The 19465-nt window shown below is 38.6% G+C and carries 16 protein-coding genes; 10 read left to right on the top strand and 6 right to left on the bottom strand.

Features of this window, described 5'->3' with window-relative positions; genetic code table 11:
• Positions 1–20 precede the first annotated feature (20 nt).
• The 5 genes from K5G00_RS20290 to K5G00_RS20270 form a co-directional block, all read right to left on the bottom strand.
• A complete protein-coding gene (locus tag K5G00_RS20290; protein ID WP_238768067.1) occupies positions 21–2423 on the bottom strand; it encodes an ABC transporter permease in 2403 nt (800 codons plus the stop codon).
• Between the two features lie 355 nt (positions 2424–2778).
• On the bottom strand, positions 2779–2988 hold the full coding sequence (locus tag K5G00_RS20285) for a hypothetical protein (RefSeq protein WP_238768066.1): 210 nt from the start codon (positions 2986–2988) through the stop codon (positions 2779–2781).
• Between the two features lie 75 nt (positions 2989–3063).
• Positions 3064–3759: an ABC transporter ATP-binding protein gene (locus tag K5G00_RS20280; protein WP_158867232.1), complete on the bottom strand. Its 696-nt coding sequence runs from the start codon at positions 3757–3759 to the stop codon at positions 3064–3066.
• Positions 3760–3879: 120 nt separating this feature from the next.
• The gene (locus K5G00_RS20275) at positions 3880–5136 is read right to left on the bottom strand and encodes an efflux RND transporter periplasmic adaptor subunit (protein WP_238768065.1); all 1257 of its coding nucleotides are present in this window, start codon (positions 5134–5136) and stop codon (positions 3880–3882) included.
• A gap of 33 nt (positions 5137–5169) precedes the next feature.
• Positions 5170–6522: a TolC family protein gene (locus K5G00_RS20270; protein WP_238768064.1), complete on the bottom strand. Its 1353-nt coding sequence runs from the start codon at positions 6520–6522 to the stop codon at positions 5170–5172.
• Positions 6523–6820: 298 nt separating this feature from the next.
• Between K5G00_RS20270 and K5G00_RS20265 the strand changes: the two genes are divergently transcribed.
• The 9 genes from K5G00_RS20265 to K5G00_RS20225 all read left to right on the top strand — a co-directional run bounded on the left by K5G00_RS20265 (position 6821) and on the right by K5G00_RS20225 (position 16741).
• Positions 6821–8185 carry a sigma-54-dependent transcriptional regulator gene (locus K5G00_RS20265; protein ID WP_238768063.1) on the top strand — a complete coding sequence of 455 codons (1365 nt, stop codon included), beginning with the start codon at positions 6821–6823 and terminating at the stop codon, positions 8183–8185.
• On the top strand, positions 8186–9523 hold the full coding sequence (locus K5G00_RS20260) for a sensor histidine kinase (RefSeq protein WP_238768062.1): 1338 nt from the start codon (positions 8186–8188) through the stop codon (positions 9521–9523).
• A 137-nt stretch (positions 9524–9660) separates the two neighbouring features.
• Positions 9661–10080 carry a PaaI family thioesterase gene (locus K5G00_RS20255; protein ID WP_238768061.1) on the top strand — a complete coding sequence of 140 codons (420 nt, stop codon included), beginning with the start codon at positions 9661–9663 and terminating at the stop codon, positions 10078–10080.
• On the top strand, positions 10080–11210 hold the full coding sequence (locus tag K5G00_RS20250; protein WP_238768060.1) for a chorismate-binding protein: 1131 nt from the start codon (positions 10080–10082) through the stop codon (positions 11208–11210). The genes K5G00_RS20255 and K5G00_RS20250 overlap by 1 nt, the downstream gene beginning before the upstream one ends.
• A gap of 3 nt (positions 11211–11213) precedes the next feature.
• Entirely contained in the window at positions 11214–12911 is a 1698-nt protein-coding gene (gene menD, locus K5G00_RS20245; protein ID WP_238768059.1) for a 2-succinyl-5-enolpyruvyl-6-hydroxy-3-cyclohexene-1-carboxylic-acid synthase, read from the top strand.
• Entirely contained in the window at positions 12886–13704 is an 819-nt protein-coding gene (menB, locus tag K5G00_RS20240; RefSeq protein WP_238768058.1) for a 1,4-dihydroxy-2-naphthoyl-CoA synthase, read from the top strand. Before menD ends, menB begins: the two co-directional genes overlap by 26 nt.
• A gap of 9 nt (positions 13705–13713) precedes the next feature.
• Positions 13714–14622, top strand: a complete 909-nt coding sequence (locus K5G00_RS20235) for a 1,4-dihydroxy-2-naphthoate polyprenyltransferase (protein ID WP_238768057.1) — start codon at positions 13714–13716, stop codon at positions 14620–14622.
• Positions 14619–15668: an o-succinylbenzoate synthase gene (menC, locus tag K5G00_RS20230; RefSeq protein ID WP_238768056.1), complete on the top strand. Its 1050-nt coding sequence runs from the start codon at positions 14619–14621 to the stop codon at positions 15666–15668. The genes K5G00_RS20235 and menC overlap by 4 nt, the downstream gene beginning before the upstream one ends.
• Positions 15668–16741: an AMP-binding protein gene (locus K5G00_RS20225; protein ID WP_238768055.1), complete on the top strand. Its 1074-nt coding sequence runs from the start codon at positions 15668–15670 to the stop codon at positions 16739–16741. Before menC ends, K5G00_RS20225 begins: the two co-directional genes overlap by 1 nt.
• A gap of 58 nt (positions 16742–16799) precedes the next feature.
• On the opposite strand, the gene K5G00_RS20220 is transcribed toward K5G00_RS20225, so the two are convergent.
• On the bottom strand, positions 16800–17387 hold the full coding sequence (locus tag K5G00_RS20220) for a DJ-1/PfpI family protein (protein ID WP_238768054.1): 588 nt from the start codon (positions 17385–17387) through the stop codon (positions 16800–16802).
• Between the two features lie 459 nt (positions 17388–17846).
• On the opposite strand from K5G00_RS20220, the gene K5G00_RS20215 reads away from it, so the two are divergent.
• The gene (locus K5G00_RS20215) at positions 17847–18761 is read left to right on the top strand and encodes a class I SAM-dependent methyltransferase (RefSeq protein WP_238768053.1); all 915 of its coding nucleotides are present in this window, start codon (positions 17847–17849) and stop codon (positions 18759–18761) included.
• Positions 18762–19465: the final 704 nt, after the last annotated feature.

Raw genomic sequence — 19465 nt, 5'->3', positions numbered from 1 at the left:
TCGGCTCCGATTCCCCGGACTTATTCATAGCGTAAAGCTTCAACCGGATTCCGGTTGGCTGTACGGGTATAATTTGCAGCGGCTATTACTGCTACCATTAACAATACAAAAAGGCTGCAGGCAACAAATATTCCCCAATGAAGATCAATCTTTGAGGCAAAATTCTGCATCCATTTGTGGGCGGTAATCCATGCTCCTGTTAATCCGAGTAATACCGCTGGTATAGCTATGTATTCCAGATCAACAATAAAAGCCCGGAGAATATCGGTAAGATTTGCGCCACTAATTCTGCGAATCGCCAATTCCTTTCGGCGACGCGCGGCTTCGTTTGAAGTGTATCCAAGCAAACCGATAATTGTGATCAACAGGATAACAATGTTCCCGGCCATCATGGCGTTACGGAAACCTTTCTCAGCCTGGTAGCTGTATTTTTGCTCCTGTTCAAGGCTATGTATAACCGCATCCTGATGAGGCAGAAACTGATTGAAAATATCTGTTATCCTTTTTGACATTCCCACTTCAGCAGTTTTGTTTACTTCCAGGAGGATGTAAAATGAAAAAGAAGAACGTTCAGCTCTTTCCTGTTCAAATTTTTTCTGGGGGAAATAGAAAAATACCGATGGCCGAAGGTCGGGAGCAGTAATTGTGTTGATAATAAAATCGGGGAAAACGCCCCTGATCGTTGTTTGTCCGTGTTCACTAATGTCGACCTGTTCGCCAACCACATTTTTCCATCCATTAAATACTTTTAGCTTTTCTGCGCCTTTTTCACTAATCAGCACGTCATTGGTCACCGAATTTTGTTGTGTAAAACCTTCTCCTTCAGGAACCGGAATGTTTAATATCGAAAAGTAATTTTCGTCTACCCAATAAAAATCAGCTACATTAAACAGCTCTTTTTCTTTATCAGGTGAATTGATGTTATTGCCTGAAGCTCCTTCAATTGGTACTCCACAGCCCATCCCTACTGTTTCTACTCCCGGTACTGCACGCAATTCATTTAACAGCGTAGAAATTTTTTCGGCTTCCATTCCACTGGTTGAACCATAATAGACTCCCTTTGTCCGGTATCCGTGGTTGGCATTAATAATACTGCTATATTGCATGCTTACGATTACCAACATTGTCAAGATAAATGATGCACCCACAAACTGGAAGGAAAGTAATACCAGTTTCCATCTGTTCTTTTTTTGTTGAAAATTGCGAAAGGCTGTTGCCACCGGAACACGGAAAAAAAAACGCCCTGGAAGGTAGCTGGTTAAAATTAGCAGTGTTATAATCAGAAAAAGTAAAGGCCAGATAACAACAGGATTTAACACCGAAATAAGTTTGTGTCCTACCTGCGCTTCCGCCAGCGGTTTTAAAATCAAGATGAGAAGGAATGCACCTACAAACGAAATCAGAAATAAAACAAAGGTTTCCGAGAAAATCAGCTGCTGAAGGTTTTTTGCTTCGGCACCGCATGTTTTATGTATGGCCGAACTTTTTGCTCGTTTTATTAAGGCGCTAAGCGTAAGTAACGTGTAATTCATGAGAGAGACAAATAATACGGCAAAAGCAATTGTAGCAAGTATCAGAATCATATCTTTCACGCCACTCGAATATAATTTTTTGATTGGTTTTAGTGTGTATTTCAACACCATTCCCCCTTGCTGTTGTTCCAGGCTTTCAATATCCTGGTATTTTATCTGCATTTTTCGAATGGCCGGCGCCATACTCTCAGGATCTACTCCGGGAGCGAGTTTTACTGCGGCATAATAACGGTCGTTTCCTAACCAGTTGGTAGAACCATCCCAGGAGAAAAATTGCCCTGTGGAAATCATTGATATCAGTACGTCATATTCGTAGTTGGTGTTTTCAGGAAGTTCTTCAAATACTCCGGCAATGGTCAGTTTTCTTCCCGGATATTCTTTTAATTCAATGATTTTGCCTGTTACATCTCCCCCCATTTCCTTTGCAATCTTACTTGAGATCATACAGGTCATCGGACTGCTGAGTATATCCTTTGGGTTTCCGTTAACCATCGGGCGGGGCAGCACATCAAACAAATGTTCGTCGGCCAGAGAAAATTGCGCTGAGTAGCTTTTTTTATCTTCAGTATAAAAAACGGATGAACCAATGCTGTTTAACCGAGTTGCTGCTTCAATACCCGGAACCTCTGCTTTCATACCGGGAGCAACTGCACCGCTTACACGTCCCCAGCTATCCAACTTATCTGAGGATTTATCTCGTTTAAAGTTTTCCTGAACAATATAAATGCGCCCGGCATCAGGATAAAAACTGTCGAAGCTGTAATAATACAATACCTCTGACAACAACAAAATACCAAATGCCAGTCCGGCTATAAGTGAGATGATTCGTGTTGTTGTATGTTCTCCTTTTCGAAGTAGTCTGCGAAATGCCAGTTTTAAAAAGTTTTTCATGTGTTTTCTGTTCTTATTCCCTCAGCCTGTTTACACAAGTGAGCCGGTGTATATTTGTTACATCTATTTATCAATACTCTGTTTTGCTGGTCCTGTAGTTTCCTCCTCTTTTTAGTCAGTTGGAGGATCTTTACTCATAGCTCAACGCTTCTGCAGATTCCGGATAGCCGCTTTCCAACTCCGGCAACTAATCGTCAGCAGTGCAATTCCCGGTGCAGTATTCCTGCCGGTGAAAATATACGCCCGCCAGATGTACATCTTCAACGTTCTGTAAACATGCAGAAATTGTCATTCCCCCCGTTTTTACTCATACTGGTTTACCTCATTGCACAAAGTAAATCAGGTAGATCGCTTTCTACCTGTCAGCCGAATTGAAAGCTCCCATAACCCGGAATATTCTTTCTTTATTCGGCTGGAAATCATCGAAACCGGTTTCATAATTTATAAACAGGAAAATAAAAAAGGCAGGCAGCAATGCCAATTGTAGAGCAAGAATATTAATAAACGCATTTAGCCTGTTTTTCAGGATATTCCGAAAAGCAGATTTTAAAAATAAAAAAATCATTTTCTATTTTTTTAATGTTTATTGTTTTCAGCTTTGAGGCAGTAAAATCCGGCAAAGATTTTTCAGGACAAATGACTAAAGTATTTCCGCCATTTTCTCGTTTACATTTTCGGTCAGAACTTCACCGTCGAACAGGTTAATTACGCGGTGAGCAAAACCAGCATCATGCATCGAGTGCGTAACCATAATAATGGTTGTTCCTTCTTTGTTTAATTCTGTTAACAGGTTCATGACTTCGAGGCCGTTTTTTGAATCGAGGTTACCGGTCGGCTCATCCGCAAGGATTAGTTTTGGATTGGCAACCACTGCACGTCCGATTGCTACACGTTGCTGCTGACCACCGGAAAGTTGCTGGGGAAAGTGTTTGGCACGGTGTCCTATTTTCATTCGTTCCAAAACAGCATTTACCATTTCTTTGCGTTCGCTTACTTTCTTTTTCAGGTAAATGAGTGGCAATTCTACATTTTCATATACTGTAAGTTCGTCGATAAGGTTAAAACTTTGGAATACAAAGCCAATGTTTCCTTTACGCATTTGTGTGCGCTGGCGCTCCTTGTATGTTCCCACTTCGGTTCCATCAAAAAAATATTTCCCGGTGCTTGGATTATCAAGTAAGCCGATAATATTCAACAAAGTTGATTTTCCGCAACCCGATGGTCCCATAATGGCCACAAATTCGCCTGCTTTTACATTGATCGATACTTCGTTCAGAGCAAAAGTTTCAACTTCCTCTGTCCGGAAGATTTTTGTGAGTTTTTCAGTTTTTAGCATATTAAGCCCCCTTTAATTCCCCCAAATGGGGAAGATTTAAAAAGTTGATTATTTATATATTTTATGTTCATTTTTTGCTTTTTTGTTCCCTCGCCTTTGCCGAGGCTTAGGGAGCAGCCTTTATCTCAAAATCAGTTTATCGTTATCCCCAAATAAATCATATCCCGATGTTATTACCCTCTCGCCAGGTTCCAGTCCTTCCAGCACCTCATAATATTTTGGATTTTTTCTTCCAATCCTGATGTTTCGTTTTGTGGCAAAATCACCCGAAGGATCGACTACGTAAATCCATTGTCCACCGGTGCTGTTAAAGAATCCTCCCAAACTTACCAGAAGCGATTGCTCGGGCTGCCCCAGTTGCAGATTAATATAATATGTCTGTCCGGCACGAATATTTTCAGGACGTTCATCAGTAAAGACAAGATCAATCTGGAACTGTGAATTTCTTACTTCAGGATACACCTTTTTCACCCGTAAATTAAACAGACTGTTTTGACGCTCAAATGTTGCATTCAATCCCTGCCTTACCCGGTCAATATAGTGCTCATCAATAAGAGCTTCAATTTTATAATCGGTCAGTACATTAATCTGACCGATTCCTTCCCCCTTACCAATACTCTGTCCTATTTCTGCTTCAAGCATCCCCAGTTGTCCGTCAACCGGTGCTTTTACATTCAGGTTTTCCAAACGTTCACGCACGAGTTCAAGAGTTTCTGTCATTTTTTCCAGTTCTTTCTCTAGTTGGTTCATCTCAGTAATTCTTATCATCGAATCATTCTGCATTTTCTGCTTGTTAATTTCTTGAAGCTGAACGTTGTATTCATAGTCTTCTTTTGCCTGAAGGTAATCTTCTTTTGAAACCAGTTCATCTTCAAACAATGCTTTTTGTTGTTCGTAATTCCTTTTCTTTTTAATGAGATCAAACTCTGAGTTCAACAATAATCTTCTTGAATCAATCAATGCATTCTCAAAATTTATACGGGTTTGCCGTAAATAATTTTGTTTTTGCGCCAGGTTCGATTCACTGTTCATAATATCCATATAAACCGTCCTGTTTTCAAGTACTAAAATAACATCCCCTTCTTTAACCTGCGCTCCCTCTTCTATCAATATTTTCTCAACTCTTCCCCCCTCCTCAGCATCGAGATAAATAGTTGCAATTGGTTCAACAGTACCATTTGTACGAATGTAATCGTCGAAATTTCCTTGTTGAACTTCTTCAATGGTGATTTTGTCCTCATCAACTTTAAGTGAAGTTACATTTGAGTCTTTTATAATTTTTACAAGAAGAAAAACAAATAAAATGGTGGCCACTGCATAAATAATGTGTTTTGGCCTGATGCCCTTTTTCTTCTCAATTTTTCTGTCCATTGCCATAATTAAGTCCTTTTTATTGTCAAGATAAATACTCTAATTCAAATTTATTAATGAAATTCCGGGTAGCGGTTCTCCTAAATAAAAGTCAATTGTCTTCTTTTTAATTGTATACTGAAGTTTTGTTCGTAATAAATCGCTTTTTGCCTGTGCCAGTGTATTTTTTGAAGAATACAACTCGATAACGCTAATCAGGCCCTGTTCCATTTTTTTCTCTGAAACTTCGTATGCAATCTGCGCAAAATCTACCTGTTTCTCAAGTTGTGTATACTCTGCATTGTATGATTCCAGATCCTGGTAATTTTGTGTAATTTCATTGAATAGTTGTTGCGATGTTTTTTCTGCCTGAGTCTCTGCCTGCAAATAATTCAGTTGTGCCCGTTTAATATCTGAACGATATGCCAACTTTTCGAAAATAGGGACGCTCAATGATAAACTGATTGATTGGCTGGCATTATTCTTTATTTGATTGGAAAAGGTTTCAGTATTGGTATTTCCCTTTATTTTTGAGAAATAAGAAGAATAGCCACCTGATAGAGACAGGCTTGGCCACAGATATCCTTTGGCAATTGCAAGCTCTTTCTGAGCTGCCTCTTTTCTCAACTCGCCGGCTTTTACAGTCGGGTAAAAATCAAGCGCTTTGTTAAAAATAGCGGATGGTGTAGTTGAGTCAACTCCTGAAAGCTCATCCCCTGTTGATGTATATTCGATGTCAAAATCTTCATCCGGTGTAATGTTCATGGTTTGTTTTAGATCGAGTAAAGCCCCTTTATACGAATTTTCGGTTTGAATATAAACTACTTCTTCTTTTGCGAGGGCCGATTCCATTTCCAGCAAATCCGATTTTGCCTTTAACCCAAGTGCTATATGTCTTTTTGCCTGTTCAACGTTTAGTCTCGACAACTCTATTTGTTCTGCTACTATTTCCATTAGTCCTTTGAAATAAACTGTATTGTAGTAGGCTTCCATTACAGAAAAAGCAATGTTGTATTTCTGCATTTTTTCATCTTCAATGCCTGCCAGGTGATTCATTTTCCGAAGAGAAATTGTGTTTTGCCGGATGAATCCTCTAAAAATATCTACTCCAGTAGAAAGGTTAAACGAACTGTATATCCGACTTGTATTTGTATATTCATACGTATCGTAATCGAGTGATTTCCCAAATGAATTAGAGCCGCCTCCACTTAATGACACATAGGGTAGAAGGTTTCTTTTTGATTGTTTAAAATATTCTTCGTTCATTTCAGATTGGAGTTCCCTGTCTCTTACGTCAAGGTTGTTGGCAACTGCATATTCAATACATCGTTCCAATGTCCATTTTTCCTGTGCATGTATAAATTTACCCTGAAAGAGCGATAGAATCAATATTAAATACAAAGTTTTCGTCATATCATAAAAATGTTTCAATGCTCTGGATGAATGCCAAAAAAATGCCACGAATTATAACTTTCTCTTTGATAGTTGGTTGTGGTGTGTTTTGTAGCTGGTTTTATCACGTGGTGTAAAAAAAATTTACAAAAAGTGTCAAATAATTATACACATGGTTTGAAATAAAATTGGCTCGGTTTAACTTTGAAATAAAAAATATTCAAATGTATATTTCCTGCAAAGCTGCAAGAGGCAAAATAAGCCTGGTTGAAAAATTGGATTGTGAATTACAGCGACTTTGCTTTTAAATCAGGTAAAAATGGTAAAAGGAAAATTACTGATAGTTGACGACAACAAAAGTATTTTAAGTGCACTTGAAATATTGTTGCAGGATGACTTTGAAGAAGTTAAAGCCATCGCCAGTCCAAATCAACTTCCGTCCTTAATTGAAAATGGTGCCTACGATTTGGTTCTGCTTGACATGAATTTTTCAGCCGGTGTAAATACAGGTAACGAAGGTTTATACTGGTTGTCACGAATTCAGGAGTTAAGACCCGATATGGAAGTGGTTTTATTTACTGCATACGGCGATGTGGAATTGGCCGTGAAAGCGCTCAAAAAAGGGGCTTCCGATTTTGTACTTAAACCCTGGGACAATGAAAAATTAAGAACAACACTTCGGAATGTATATAAACTTCAGCAATCGAAAAAAGAGATCAAACAACTGAAAAGGCGGGAAAGTGCATTAAAAAGCGAAATGAGTAAGGAGAAGCATTTTATAATTGCCCGGTCGCCGCAAATGCTGAAGATTTTAAATCTTGTCCGCCGGGTAGCACGAACCGATGCCAATGTTTTAATTACCGGAGATAACGGAACCGGAAAAGAGTTGATTGCCCGTGAATTACATCGCCATTCAAAACGTGCGGAAGAAATTATCGTGAATGTAGATATGGGCGCCATTAGTGAAACCCTTTTTGAAAGCGAACTTTTTGGTCATAAAAAGGGATCATTTACAGATGCCCGCGAAGATCGGACCGGAAAAATAGAAAATGCAACTGGCGGTACCTTGTTTTTAGACGAAATAGGGAATTTGCCGGTACACCTTCAGCCAAAATTACTGGCTGCTTTACAAAATCGTACAGTAACTCCAATAGGAAGTAACAAACCTGTTCCGGTAGATATCCGATTGGTTTGTGCAACCAATCAGAACCTTGAAGAAATGGTAGCCGATGGCACATTCAGAGAAGATTTGCTCTACCGGATAAATACAATTCATATAGAAATTCCACCCTTACGCGAACGAAAAGAAGATGTGGTTGCCATTGCGGAATACTTTCTTAAAATATATTGCAACAAATACCGTAAAGGCTGCTATAAAATTTCGGATGCCGGACTTTCAAAACTGGCCAGTTACCAGTGGCCCGGTAATGTTCGCGAATTACAGCATACCATAGAAAAAGCTGTTATATTATCTGATAAAAATGAACTAACACCCGATGATTTCTTTTTTAAGCCGGTGATGCACAGTACCGGTGATATTTTTGATGGAACCATTGAGGAAATGGAACAGAAAATGATTTCAAAAGTATTGCAGAAAAGCAGTTCGAATTTGTCGGCCGCAGCGGATCAGCTTGGAATTACCAGGCAGACACTGTATAATAAAATGAAAAAATATAACCTGTAAATGGTCAGCCAGAATTTAAATAGGAGGATTATTTTCCGGGTTCTTTTGCTGGCGGCAACAGCTGTAATGCTTGGGTGGTTGATTTTTGCAGAACATGTTTATGTTTTGGTAACTTTTATTTTTTTTGTTTTTGTTATTGAAGTTGCCGAACTAATTAATTTTTTGAACCGTACCAACCGCAAAATAGCGTATTTCTTCGATGCCATAAGAAACGATGATTCAACACTGAATTTTCCGGTAAACACAGGTAATAAAGCATTGGATGATTTAAATGCCAGCTTGAACAAGGTAAATGAATTGATAAAAAATATAAAGTTTGAATTACGTGAACAGGAACAATATTTTAAAACTATACTAGAACATGTTTCTATCGGGATTATTACCTATAACGAAAAGGGAACTATTTTTCTGGCCAATTCTGCGGCAAAAGAGTTACTGGGGCACGAACATTTGACTCATATTAATCAGATTTTAAGAATCGATCAAAAATTATTTTCAGCCTTAAAAGAGTTGCAGCCCGGCGACCGGAAGCTGGTAAATTTTAACAGTAAAAACGGAGCGATTCAACTTTCTTTAAAATCGACACTTTTTAAAACGACACACGAAAATTTTCAATTGGTTGCTATTCAGGATATCAAAAATGAACTGGAGATAAAAGAGTTGGAATCATGGATAAAGCTGATTCGTGTTTTAACACATGAAATAATGAATACTGTGGCACCAATTACTTCCCTTTCGGAAACAATACTGGGCTATTTTAAAAAGCTTGATAATACTCCTCCCAGCGAAAAAGTTATTCAGAATACAATGAAAGGCCTGGAAATAATTAACGAGCGAGGAAACGGGCTGATCGGATTTGTGGAAACTTACCGAAAACTGACAAGGATTCCACGCCCCGAGAAAAAGACAATTCGTGTTGGCGAATTTATTGATAATACAATCACTCTTATTAACGTAGAGCCCGTTGGAGAAAATATTAAAATTACCAGAGAAGTTGATCCTGAAGATCTGGAAATATCAGCGGATAAAAAGCAGATATCCCAGGTATTGATAAATCTGATAAAAAATGCGCTTGAAGCTTTGAAGGATACCGCCGACGGGAAAATAAAAATCAAAGTGGGAATCAATGAAAACGGGCGCGCTCAAATTACAGTCACCGACAACGGACCGGGAATTCCGGATGATTTAGCGGATAAAATTTTTATTCCTTTTTTTACTACAAAAGAGTCTGGCTCAGGAATTGGGCTAAGTCTTTCACGGCAGGTAATGCAACTCCATGGCGGCGCTCTAAAATTAGAATCACACACCAAAAATACATCGTTTACCATTGTCTTTTAAACGAAAATGAACGCTTAAATTTATCGCTATCAATTGTTTTTTTATTTTTGTTCGGTTAAAGTCATTTTTTTAGGCTACAGAGTTTATTAACATGGTGTCATGAACCAAAATGAGGTTAGGGAATAGCTGACTGTAATATGGATGAGATTAAAGCATTAAACGAATTTTGTGCACAATCGATGATTGGACTGCTTGGTATCAAATTTACCCGTTTCTCTCCGGATAGTATTGAGGCCAGCATGCCGGTAAATAATAATACGACTCAGCCCAACGGCTTTTTGCATGGGGGAGCTTCTCTGGCCCTTGCCGAATCTCTTGCCGGAGCAGGGTCTTATCTGATGGTTGACCGTGAAAAATTTAATGTTTTCGGACTTCAGGTTTCGGGGAATCATATATCATCCGTTAAGGAAGGAATATTACAGGCTAATGCGCAAATTATTCATAAAGGAAAAACAACCCATATTTGGGATGTGAAAATTACCGACGAAAACCATAAACTTATCTCTACCGTGAGGGTTACTAATATAATAGCTGGTAAAAAGAAAGAAGAAGTTTAATGAGCAGGACAAAAACATCAGTTAAAACTATCGGGGAAACAATCTCGCTGTGTCTGCAAAATAACCTGACATTTGCAGCTTACCGGCTGCCAAATCAGACAAGACCGAAACTGATGGTGCAAAAAAATCTTGAAACAGAAGAGATTGAAGCACTTTCGAATATCAATGAATTAAGGGGATTCTTAATTGCTCCGTTTTTACACTCGGAAGAAAACCGGATGTTTATAATATCACCTGATTATTTTTTAGATGGGGAGACACCCAAAAAGCAATTTGATGAAATATCTCAAATTAAACATGGTGGAACTGAAGAGGTAGAAAATATGCTTCCTTACGAAGTGTCAATGGAAGAATATCTCGGACAAATTGAAAAAATAACACGTTTAATAAAAAATAACGAAGTTCAGAAAGTAGTTTTAAGCCGGGCAAAGATTGTGAATTATGATTTGAGCAAAAAAATTCAGGAAATATTTTCCAAGCTATGCAACAGGTTTTCAAATGCATTCATATACGTATTTAAAGCCCGGGATCAAATATGGATGGGAGCAACTCCCGAGCCTTTTGCCTTTTTTGAGAATAACATTTTTCATACGTCGTCGGTGGCGGGAACAAAAGAGGATAAAAAGAAATATCAGTTGCTTGAGAATTGGGGAAGTAAGGAGAAGCAGGAGCAGCAGTATGTTTCCGATTATATAGACAGTGTTTTAAACGAGAATCACTGGGAGAATATAGAACACAATGGGCCTTATGTAAAGAAGGCCGGAAACCTGTTACATTTAAGAACTGATTTTACCTCTGTGGCAGGGGCGATGAACGGTAACCTTGGCTACTTGATTTATAACCTGCATCCAACGCCTGCAATTTGCGGATTTCCTAAAGATAAAGCACTGGAAATCATACAGTCGATTGAAAAACATAACCGGGAATATTACAGTGGATTTCTTGGCCCGGTGGGAATGGAGAATCCCGTTTCATTGTTTGTAAATCTGCGGTGTATGAAAATTGTCGGTTCTCAGATAGTGTTGTATTCAGGTGGCGGTTTGACAATCGATTCTCACCCCGTCGACGAGTGGTATGAGACCGAAATAAAAGCGGGAACACTACTTTCGGTTATTTATGAGAGTAAATAGTTAATGGCGCAAAAACTTCAACATATCACTGACCTGGCAGAAATTCTTTTTGCTCACGGTGTTGAAGATGTGGTTATCTCGCCGGGTTCGCGGAATGCACCTTTAATTCGGGCTTTTTACAAACGTTTTGGCGAGAAATGCCTAAGTTTGGTTGATGAGCGAAGTGCTGCGTATTTTGCGCTCGGTCAGTCATTGGTTACACGAAAACCTACCGTTTTGATTTCAACTTCAGGAACAGCCATTTTAAATTATGCGCCGGCAATTGCGGAAGCTTTTTATCAGCAGGTTCCGCTTTTGGTGCTCACTGCCGACCGCCCTGCAGAGTGGATTGGCCAGCAGGACAACCAGGCGATGCAACAGGAAAAAATTTATCGGAATTACATAAAAGCAAGCTACTCGCTTCCCGTGGAATCTTCCAATGACGATGATCTTTGGATGGCATACCGAACCATAAACGAAGCTTTTTCTAAAACGACTTCAGGAAATTTTGGCCCGGTGCATATAAATATTCCCTTGCGCGAACCTTTGTATGAAAGTTTGCCGGAACCCACAGAAAATATTTCCGTACTACAGAAAGAAAAACTGGAAAGTATGTTGCCTGAAAATAGTTTGCTGCGGAAAGATTGGCAAAAAGCAGGGGCAATTATGTTGGTTTGCGGGCAACTTTTGCCGGACAAGAATTTAAAAGAAACAGTTGATAAATTAGCTGCCGATTCACGTGTTGTTGTCGTTGCGGAACCACTTGCCAATTTGGGCAATGAAATTGGATTGACGAATCCGGAAGTTATTTTAAATAGTAAAATTCAATATCCCAAAGAAGCCATTCCTGAATTGGCGATTTATTTTGGCGGGCAGGTGGTTTCAAAGAAAATTAAACTTTTTCTTCGTGAACTGAAAAATACAAAATTTTGGTTTATTTCATCTGGAGAACAACTGATTGACACGTTTCAAAATATAAGTGGACATATTCAGGCTGAGCCTCTTTCTGTTTTGAGAAGTTTGAATGCCCAATCAACAGGAACCGACAGCGCGTTCAAAAAATTCTGGAAGAAGGAAAAACAGAATGCAACCTTTTTAACTGAAAAATACAATAGAGAAATTGCTTATTCAGATTTGAAAGTTTTCAGTCAGCTTTCGGAAACTTTACCTTATGATGCCATTGTTTTTGCAGGGAACAGCAGCATTGTTCGTTATCTTTTGTATTTCAGCCAAAAGCAGCGAACGTATTATTCCAATCGCGGAGTTTCCGGAATTGATGGTTGTTTGTCGTCGGCAGCCGGACTGGCATCAAAAACAGAAAAACCGGTTTTTGTGATTGTTGGCGATTTGGCATTTACCTACGATTCCAATGCCCTGTGGAATCGCGGTCTCCCGAAAAACCTGAAAATTATTTTGGTGAATAATGAAGGAGGTGGAATTTTTCATTTGCTAAAAGGACCATCGCAAAACGAAGCATTTTTGCCGCTCGTTAATGCCCATCATCCGGTTGATTTTAAAAAGCTAAGTGAAGCTTTTGGTTTGAATTACAACTTGTGCGAGTCCGAAAATGAACTTAAATCTTCCATTCAAAAAAGTTGTAAAAACAGCGACGAAGCTGAGATATTGGAAATAAGAACTCCGAACAACGGAGAGCCACAGATAACAAAAGATTTTTTCAAATTTTTAAATGCGAATTATGGAAAGAAAATGGATAACGCTTAAAGAGTACAGCGAAATAAAATTTGAATTTTTTGAAGGGATTGCCAAAATTACCATCAACCGTCCGCGATACAGAAACGCTTTTACGCCTGACACAACGCAGCAAATGTGCGATGCGATGGTGCGTTGTCGCGAAGATGCAAATATCTCGGTAGTTGTTTTTACCGGTGAAGGCGACAAAGCTTTTTGTAGTGGTGGCGACCAAAACGTAAAAAGTTTCGCCGGTTACATTGGCAGCGATGGTGTTCCACGTTTGAATATTCTTGATTTGCAAAAACAAATTCGCTCGATTCCGAAACCGGTAATTGCCATGGTAAACGGTTACGCCATTGGCGGGGGGCATGTTTTACACGTGGTTTGTGATTTGAGCATTGCTTCTGAAAATGCAATTTTTGGTCAGACCGGCCCGAAAGTAGGAAGTTTCGATGCTGGTTTTGGTTCGTCATATTTGGCGCGTGTGGTTGGTCAGAAAAAAGCGCGTGAAATTTGGTTCCTTTGCGAACAATATTCTGCCCGGGAAGCGCTTGATATGGGTCTGGTAAACAAAGTTGTGCCTTTTGATAAGTTGGAAGATACAGTAATTGAATGGGCGCAAAAAATGATGGAACGCAGTCCGCTGGCACTTCGCATGATTAAAGCCGGATTGAATGCTGAACTTGACGGACAGGCCGGAATTCAGGAATTTGCCGGAAATGCCACAATGCTTTACTATATGACGGAAGAAGCACACGAAGGAAAGAATGCGTTTTTGGAGAAAAGGAAGCCTGATTTTTCAAAATACCCGAAATTTCCTTAATTTTCAGGTATGGAGAAGTTGAAGTTTTGGATAGAGGCTTTTCGATTGCGGACTTTACCACTGGCATTGTCTAGTGCCATTTTGGGAAGTTTTCTGGCATATGCAAATGGTCAGTTTAATCCCCTGGTTTTTGGATTAGCCATTTCGACTACTATATTTTTACAAGTTCTTTCGAACCTGGCCAACGATTTTGGCGATTCGCAACATGGAACAGACAATACCAATCGTCTGGGACCCATGCGAACAGTTCAATCCGGCAAGATTTCAAAAAAAGAGATGAAACGTATGATAGCAGTGTTCGTACTTTTTTCGTTTATCTCTGGCGGTTTGTTGATTTTTTCGGGTATAAAAACACCCAACGCCGGAATGATGATTTTGTTTTTTGTCTTGGGAATTGCCAGTATCATCGCCGCAATAAAATATACCGTTGGGAAAAATCCTTACGGATACTCCGGTTTTGGGGATATTTTTGTGTTTGTATTTTTTGGACTATTGGGCGTTTGTGGAACTTATTTTCTGCATACAAATAAGTTTGAGATGCTTCTATTGTTACCGGCGGCTTCCATAGGATTTTTAAGCGCAGGGGTTTTAAATTTGAATAATATGCGCGATATTGAAAATGACGCCGCCAGTGGAAAACGAACGCTGGTGGTTCGTATCGGTTCGCAAAATGCAAAAATTTATCATGCCTCGCTGATTGTTTTATCACCGGTCTTTTCGCTGATTTATGTAATAAAAACATGGCAGTCGGTTTACCAGCTGATGTTTTTACTATCGGTGGTTCCGCTTGGTTTTCATTTGTATGAAGTGTTTAAAAATCATGTGCCGGACAAATTAAACAATCAACTGAAAGTTTTGGCGCTCACTACTTTTTTCTTTTCTGTAACCTATTCATTGGGAGTTTTTCTGATAAAATGATAAACGCATCGGTTTCAAAACGAACGTTATTTTTTAAACAACCAGCAGGAACTTCGCGCGGTGTGTTAACGGAAAAAGAAGTTTATTTTCTTACGCTTTTTGAAAAAGAAAATCCATCAAAAAAAGGGATTGGGGAAATAGCTCCGCTTCCCAAACTAAGTCCCGATGCCCTCCCGAATATCGAAGAAATTTTAGCTGAACTCGTCAACAAGATAAATAGCGGAGAAAAAATTTCTGATTTTGAATTAGCAGATTTTCCGGCGGTGCGTTTTGGTTATGAAACAGCATTGAAAGGTCTGGAAACGGGGTCTTCGGTTTTGCTTTATCCCACGGAATTTACACAGGGCGAAAAAGGAATTCCTATTAACGGGTTGATTTGGATGGGAACCAAAGATTTTATGGTAAAGCAGGTAGAGGAAAAGCTGGCTGCCGGATTTACCTGTTTGAAATTAAAAATCGGAGCCATTGATTTTGAATCGGAGTTGGATATTTTACGTTCCATTCGGAATCGTTTTCCCGTTGAACAACTGGAAATCCGGGTGGATGCCAACGGTGCATTTCCAGCTGATAAAGCACTTCTCATTTTGGAAGAATTGGCAACATTTTACCTTCATTCCATTGAGCAGCCCATAAAAGCGGGGCAAATTTATGAAATGAAAAAGCTTTGTAAGGAGACACCGCTTCCCATTGCGCTTGATGAAGAGTTGATTGGAATTGGCGCGCTTAACGAAAAAGAGCAATTGCTGGACGAAATTCAGCCTCAGTATATTATTTTGAAACCCACTCTTACCGGTGGAATAAAGGCTTCAGAAGAATGGATTTCGTTGGCTGAAGAACGAGGAATTGGCTGGTGGGTAACTTCTGCGCTGGAATCAAATATCGGATTAAATGCCATCGCTCAGTGGACGGCAACTTTAGGAGCAAATAATTTTCAGGGCTTGGGAACCGGAGCTTTGTTTACGAATAATTTCGAGAGTCCTTTGTACGTTTCGGAAGGTTATATTTGGTATAATCCAAATGAAAATTGGGATTTAAAATCGTTGTGATGGCCGTAGAAATAAAAGGATTAACATTAGACGACCAATATTTTACAAAAGCAGAGTTGCTCCGATTTTGTGAAAGTGAAACAGCCACTGGTTCAGCACCCGACTGGAAGTTGGATGTTTATCGTTTTATTTGGGATTTTTTGAGCGATTCAGCAACAATTCAACAACAAACATCGGGAACAACCGGAGCAAAGAAAACGATTGATCTTCCCAAAACAGCAATGCTAACTTCTGCAAAAAATACAATTGATTTCTTTTGTTTAAAACAGGGCGATTGGGCCGTACTTTGTTTGCCGGTTCAGTACATTGCCGGGAAAATGATGGTGGTTCGTGCTTTGCTGGCCGGATTAAATTTAAAATTGATTCAACCGACAGGAACACCAGATTTTTCCGGGATTGAACACATTGACTTTTGTGCGATGGTTCCCATGCAGGCCATGCACTTGCTTGAGAAAAATTTGTGGCCGAATATAAAAACATTGATTTTAGGCGGTGCAGAAACGGGCTCAGAACTGCATGAACAGCTCCAACAATTGGAAACGAAAGTTTTTGAAACTTATGGAATGGCCGAAACTTCTTCGCATATTGCTTTAAAGAAATTGAATGGGAGCGGCGTAGAAAATACCTTTACTGCTTTACCCGATGTGCAGCTTTCAACCGATGAGCGGGATTGTTTGGTGATTGAGACGACTTACCTTCTTGAAAAAATTGTTACTAACGATCGGGTAGAAATGGTTTCTCCCAATCAATTCAAATGGTTGGGACGCTTTGACAATGTGATTAACTCCGGCGGAATAAAAATTCAACCCGAAACTTTGGAAAAACAATTTGAAGACATTCTTCAAAGAACATCTACTGTTTTAGCATTTCCCGATGAGCTGCTGGGACAAAAAATGGTGTTGGTTGTAGAAACTTCTGAAAAAGTAATTTCTGAAGAAATTTTGGAAAAATTAGCGCTACATATTGATCGGAAGCTGCTTCCAAAAGCCGTGTTTTTTGTCGCAGAATTTCCTCGAAATAAATCGTTCAAAATCGACCGAAAAGCCTTGTCGAAACTTGTTTTAAAATCCTGATTTGGGCTGAAAAATTATTTGCATCGTTAATCAGTAAAAAGTGGAATTTGTATCTTTCTTAAAATCCCATCGCTTTTTTTATCACGGTCATTTCTTCTTCTGATGTTAGCATTTTTAACAATTCGAAGGCAACTCTTGGAGCTGTCTCCGGACAATAGGAAGTAATAATATTATTGTCAACTACAACGGGCTCATTGACAACATTCACTCCAAATTCTTTCAATTTTTGTTGATAAATTCCGTCTTTTAAGTGGTAGGTAGTTCCTCTTCGATTCTTAAGAACGCCACTTTTAGCGACAGGGAATGCCCCCGAACAAATGGATGCAATGATTTTACCCTTTGCGTTAAATTCCCGAAGTAGTTGTAAAAACCGCTCGTCATAGGCTTCTTCGTAAAAGCCAAATTCGCCAAATCCACCGGGTATGGCGATGGCATCATATTCATCAACGTCTATTTCTCCAATGGTCTTATCTACAATTACAGGAATATTAAAAGTGCTTATCACTTTATCGGTAAAACCACAGGTGTGAACCAATAAATCATGTCCATAGTCAACCCTGGCCCAGCCAAGAACATCAATAAAAACGCTAAATTCCATGGTTTCAAATGCCTTTGCCAGAAATACGATTATTTTCTTTTTTTGCATAGTTTTTAGTTGTTAATTGGTTTTAATTTTTCTTGGTTTAGTTGTTCTTTCTATAAAGACCGTTTATAAGCCACCGGTGGAAAATACATTATTTTTTGTCTAAAATAAAGGTTGCTTTGGCTATTTGTAGCTTAATTGGCCAATAATTTTCTGATAGAAATTATCCGTATTCCAAACGTTAATTAACGCATATTATACAATAAGGTAAACAAACAATCTCAGATACTTGGCCATTACAGAAAACTCATTCAGCCCGGACGTCAATTAATCAAAGATAGCAGATTAATAAACAACCTCCTGTTACAAATCCGACATCGATAAAAGAATACCGCCATTCAATGCTCTTCTTTTGATGAAAACTTTAAAACTCAAGTCGGGAAATTACCTGTATTTGCCGGAATTATAATCATTGGCAGATAAGAATACTCCTACTTTTGTGCCTGTAAAATATACATAACCATGAAAGAAACAACAACACACGTAATCGAAGAAATCCTGAATTCCCTGGATGCTCTCAGAGTCATTCAAGATTTCGATGAATCTTATTATCCCATGATTGACGAATTGATAGAAAAGATCGTCCGCTATAAAAGAGAAGGAATATTAAGTAATGAAGACATTAAAGAAATCAGCTATTATTATGGCAATGATTTTCTTGAAAATACGCTTCAGGGAAGGGCGTTATTAAAAAGATTTGGCTACGCCGGTGATTTTCTGATGATCGAGTCAATCTACAAAGGTCAGACTCCTGAACATCCTTTTTATAAATCCTGGGATCGCTATTTTCACAAGCAAGCAGCCCCCAGGGCAGTGCGAAACAGGAAGGAGTATTTTAAAAAATTAATACTGGAGAAGTTTGAAAATCAAAATGAAATAAAACTTCTCAATGTGGCAAGCGGTCCGGCGATAGATCTACTGGAACTTTTTCAGGTTTTGCCCTCCGACAAAAAATTGACCGTTACATGTGTTGATGCGGACAAATTTGCTATTGAATATGCTAAAAAAATTACAATGCCATTCATCGGAAATATTGAATTTATTAATAAGAATATTTTTAGATTCGAGACAGACGAAAAATATGATTTTATCTGGTCGGCGGGAGCATTCGATTACTTTGACGATAAAATCTTTGTATATGTACTAAAAAAATTCAAAAATTGGATTGCAGAAGGTGGTGAAATAGCAGTCGGTAACTTTAATGCCAATCATAATCCTTCCCGAAATTATATGGAAATTTTTGGAGAATGGTTCTTACATCATCGGGCAGAATTTGATTTAATAAACCTTGGTATTCAGGCAGGCCTAAAAAACGAACAAATGGGCATAAGCCGGGAGGCTGAAAATGTTAATTTATTTTTGCATATAAACATGTAGTGCGATCGTTCCGCCGACTGCATAAACTGTTATTATTCAACGAACACAAAGCAATGAAGGATACACCTGGCAGTGAGCCGAAAATTCATGAAATGATAACTAACCCGCCATGAGTTGTATTTGTTATGTTGTTATTCATAGTCACAGATTAAATGTAATTTACTAAAATAGTGTCCAAACTGTACAATGAATTCATTTGTACTTAAATTTTCTTTAGTAATGCTAAAGGAGTTTCCACCATCTCGATGATTATTATGAATACAAAATGTTTCGTTTCCAATAAAATCGATTTGTAAAAGGTGCTTTTATTTTTTGGGTGCATTGATGTAATTTTTTGGGTTAAGCCTTCTAAAATAAACATAATTCCATTAAATGAGGATTGGGAAGAAATAAGATGTTTAGGGAAAAAGCGTTAGATATAATTCGCCACATAACCACTTCCGAAATAGATTTAAACGCAAATTATCTATTTCTCCAGAGCTTATTAAATCCTGTTGCTAACGATAAAATTTTAGCACTTTTTTGAAAATTTGCAGAGACAAATAAAGCTGAAGGCACTATGAACAAAGGGACACAAGATAAAAATAACAAAATTTGACGTTAGTCAGTATTCCCCTATTAAAGTGGAGTTTATTTTGATTATTGATTTTTAAAAAATAGTTTTGATAACGGGAATGAGCCAGTTCGAAGCTCGGTGTTTAAAA

The organism is Maribellus maritimus, assembly GCF_022267315.1.
In the GTDB taxonomy this organism is placed as follows: domain Bacteria; phylum Bacteroidota; class Bacteroidia; order Bacteroidales; family Prolixibacteraceae; genus Draconibacterium; species Draconibacterium maritimum.
Note: the sequence above shows the minus strand (reverse complement) of the source record. Positions and strands in the feature narration are given on the sequence as shown.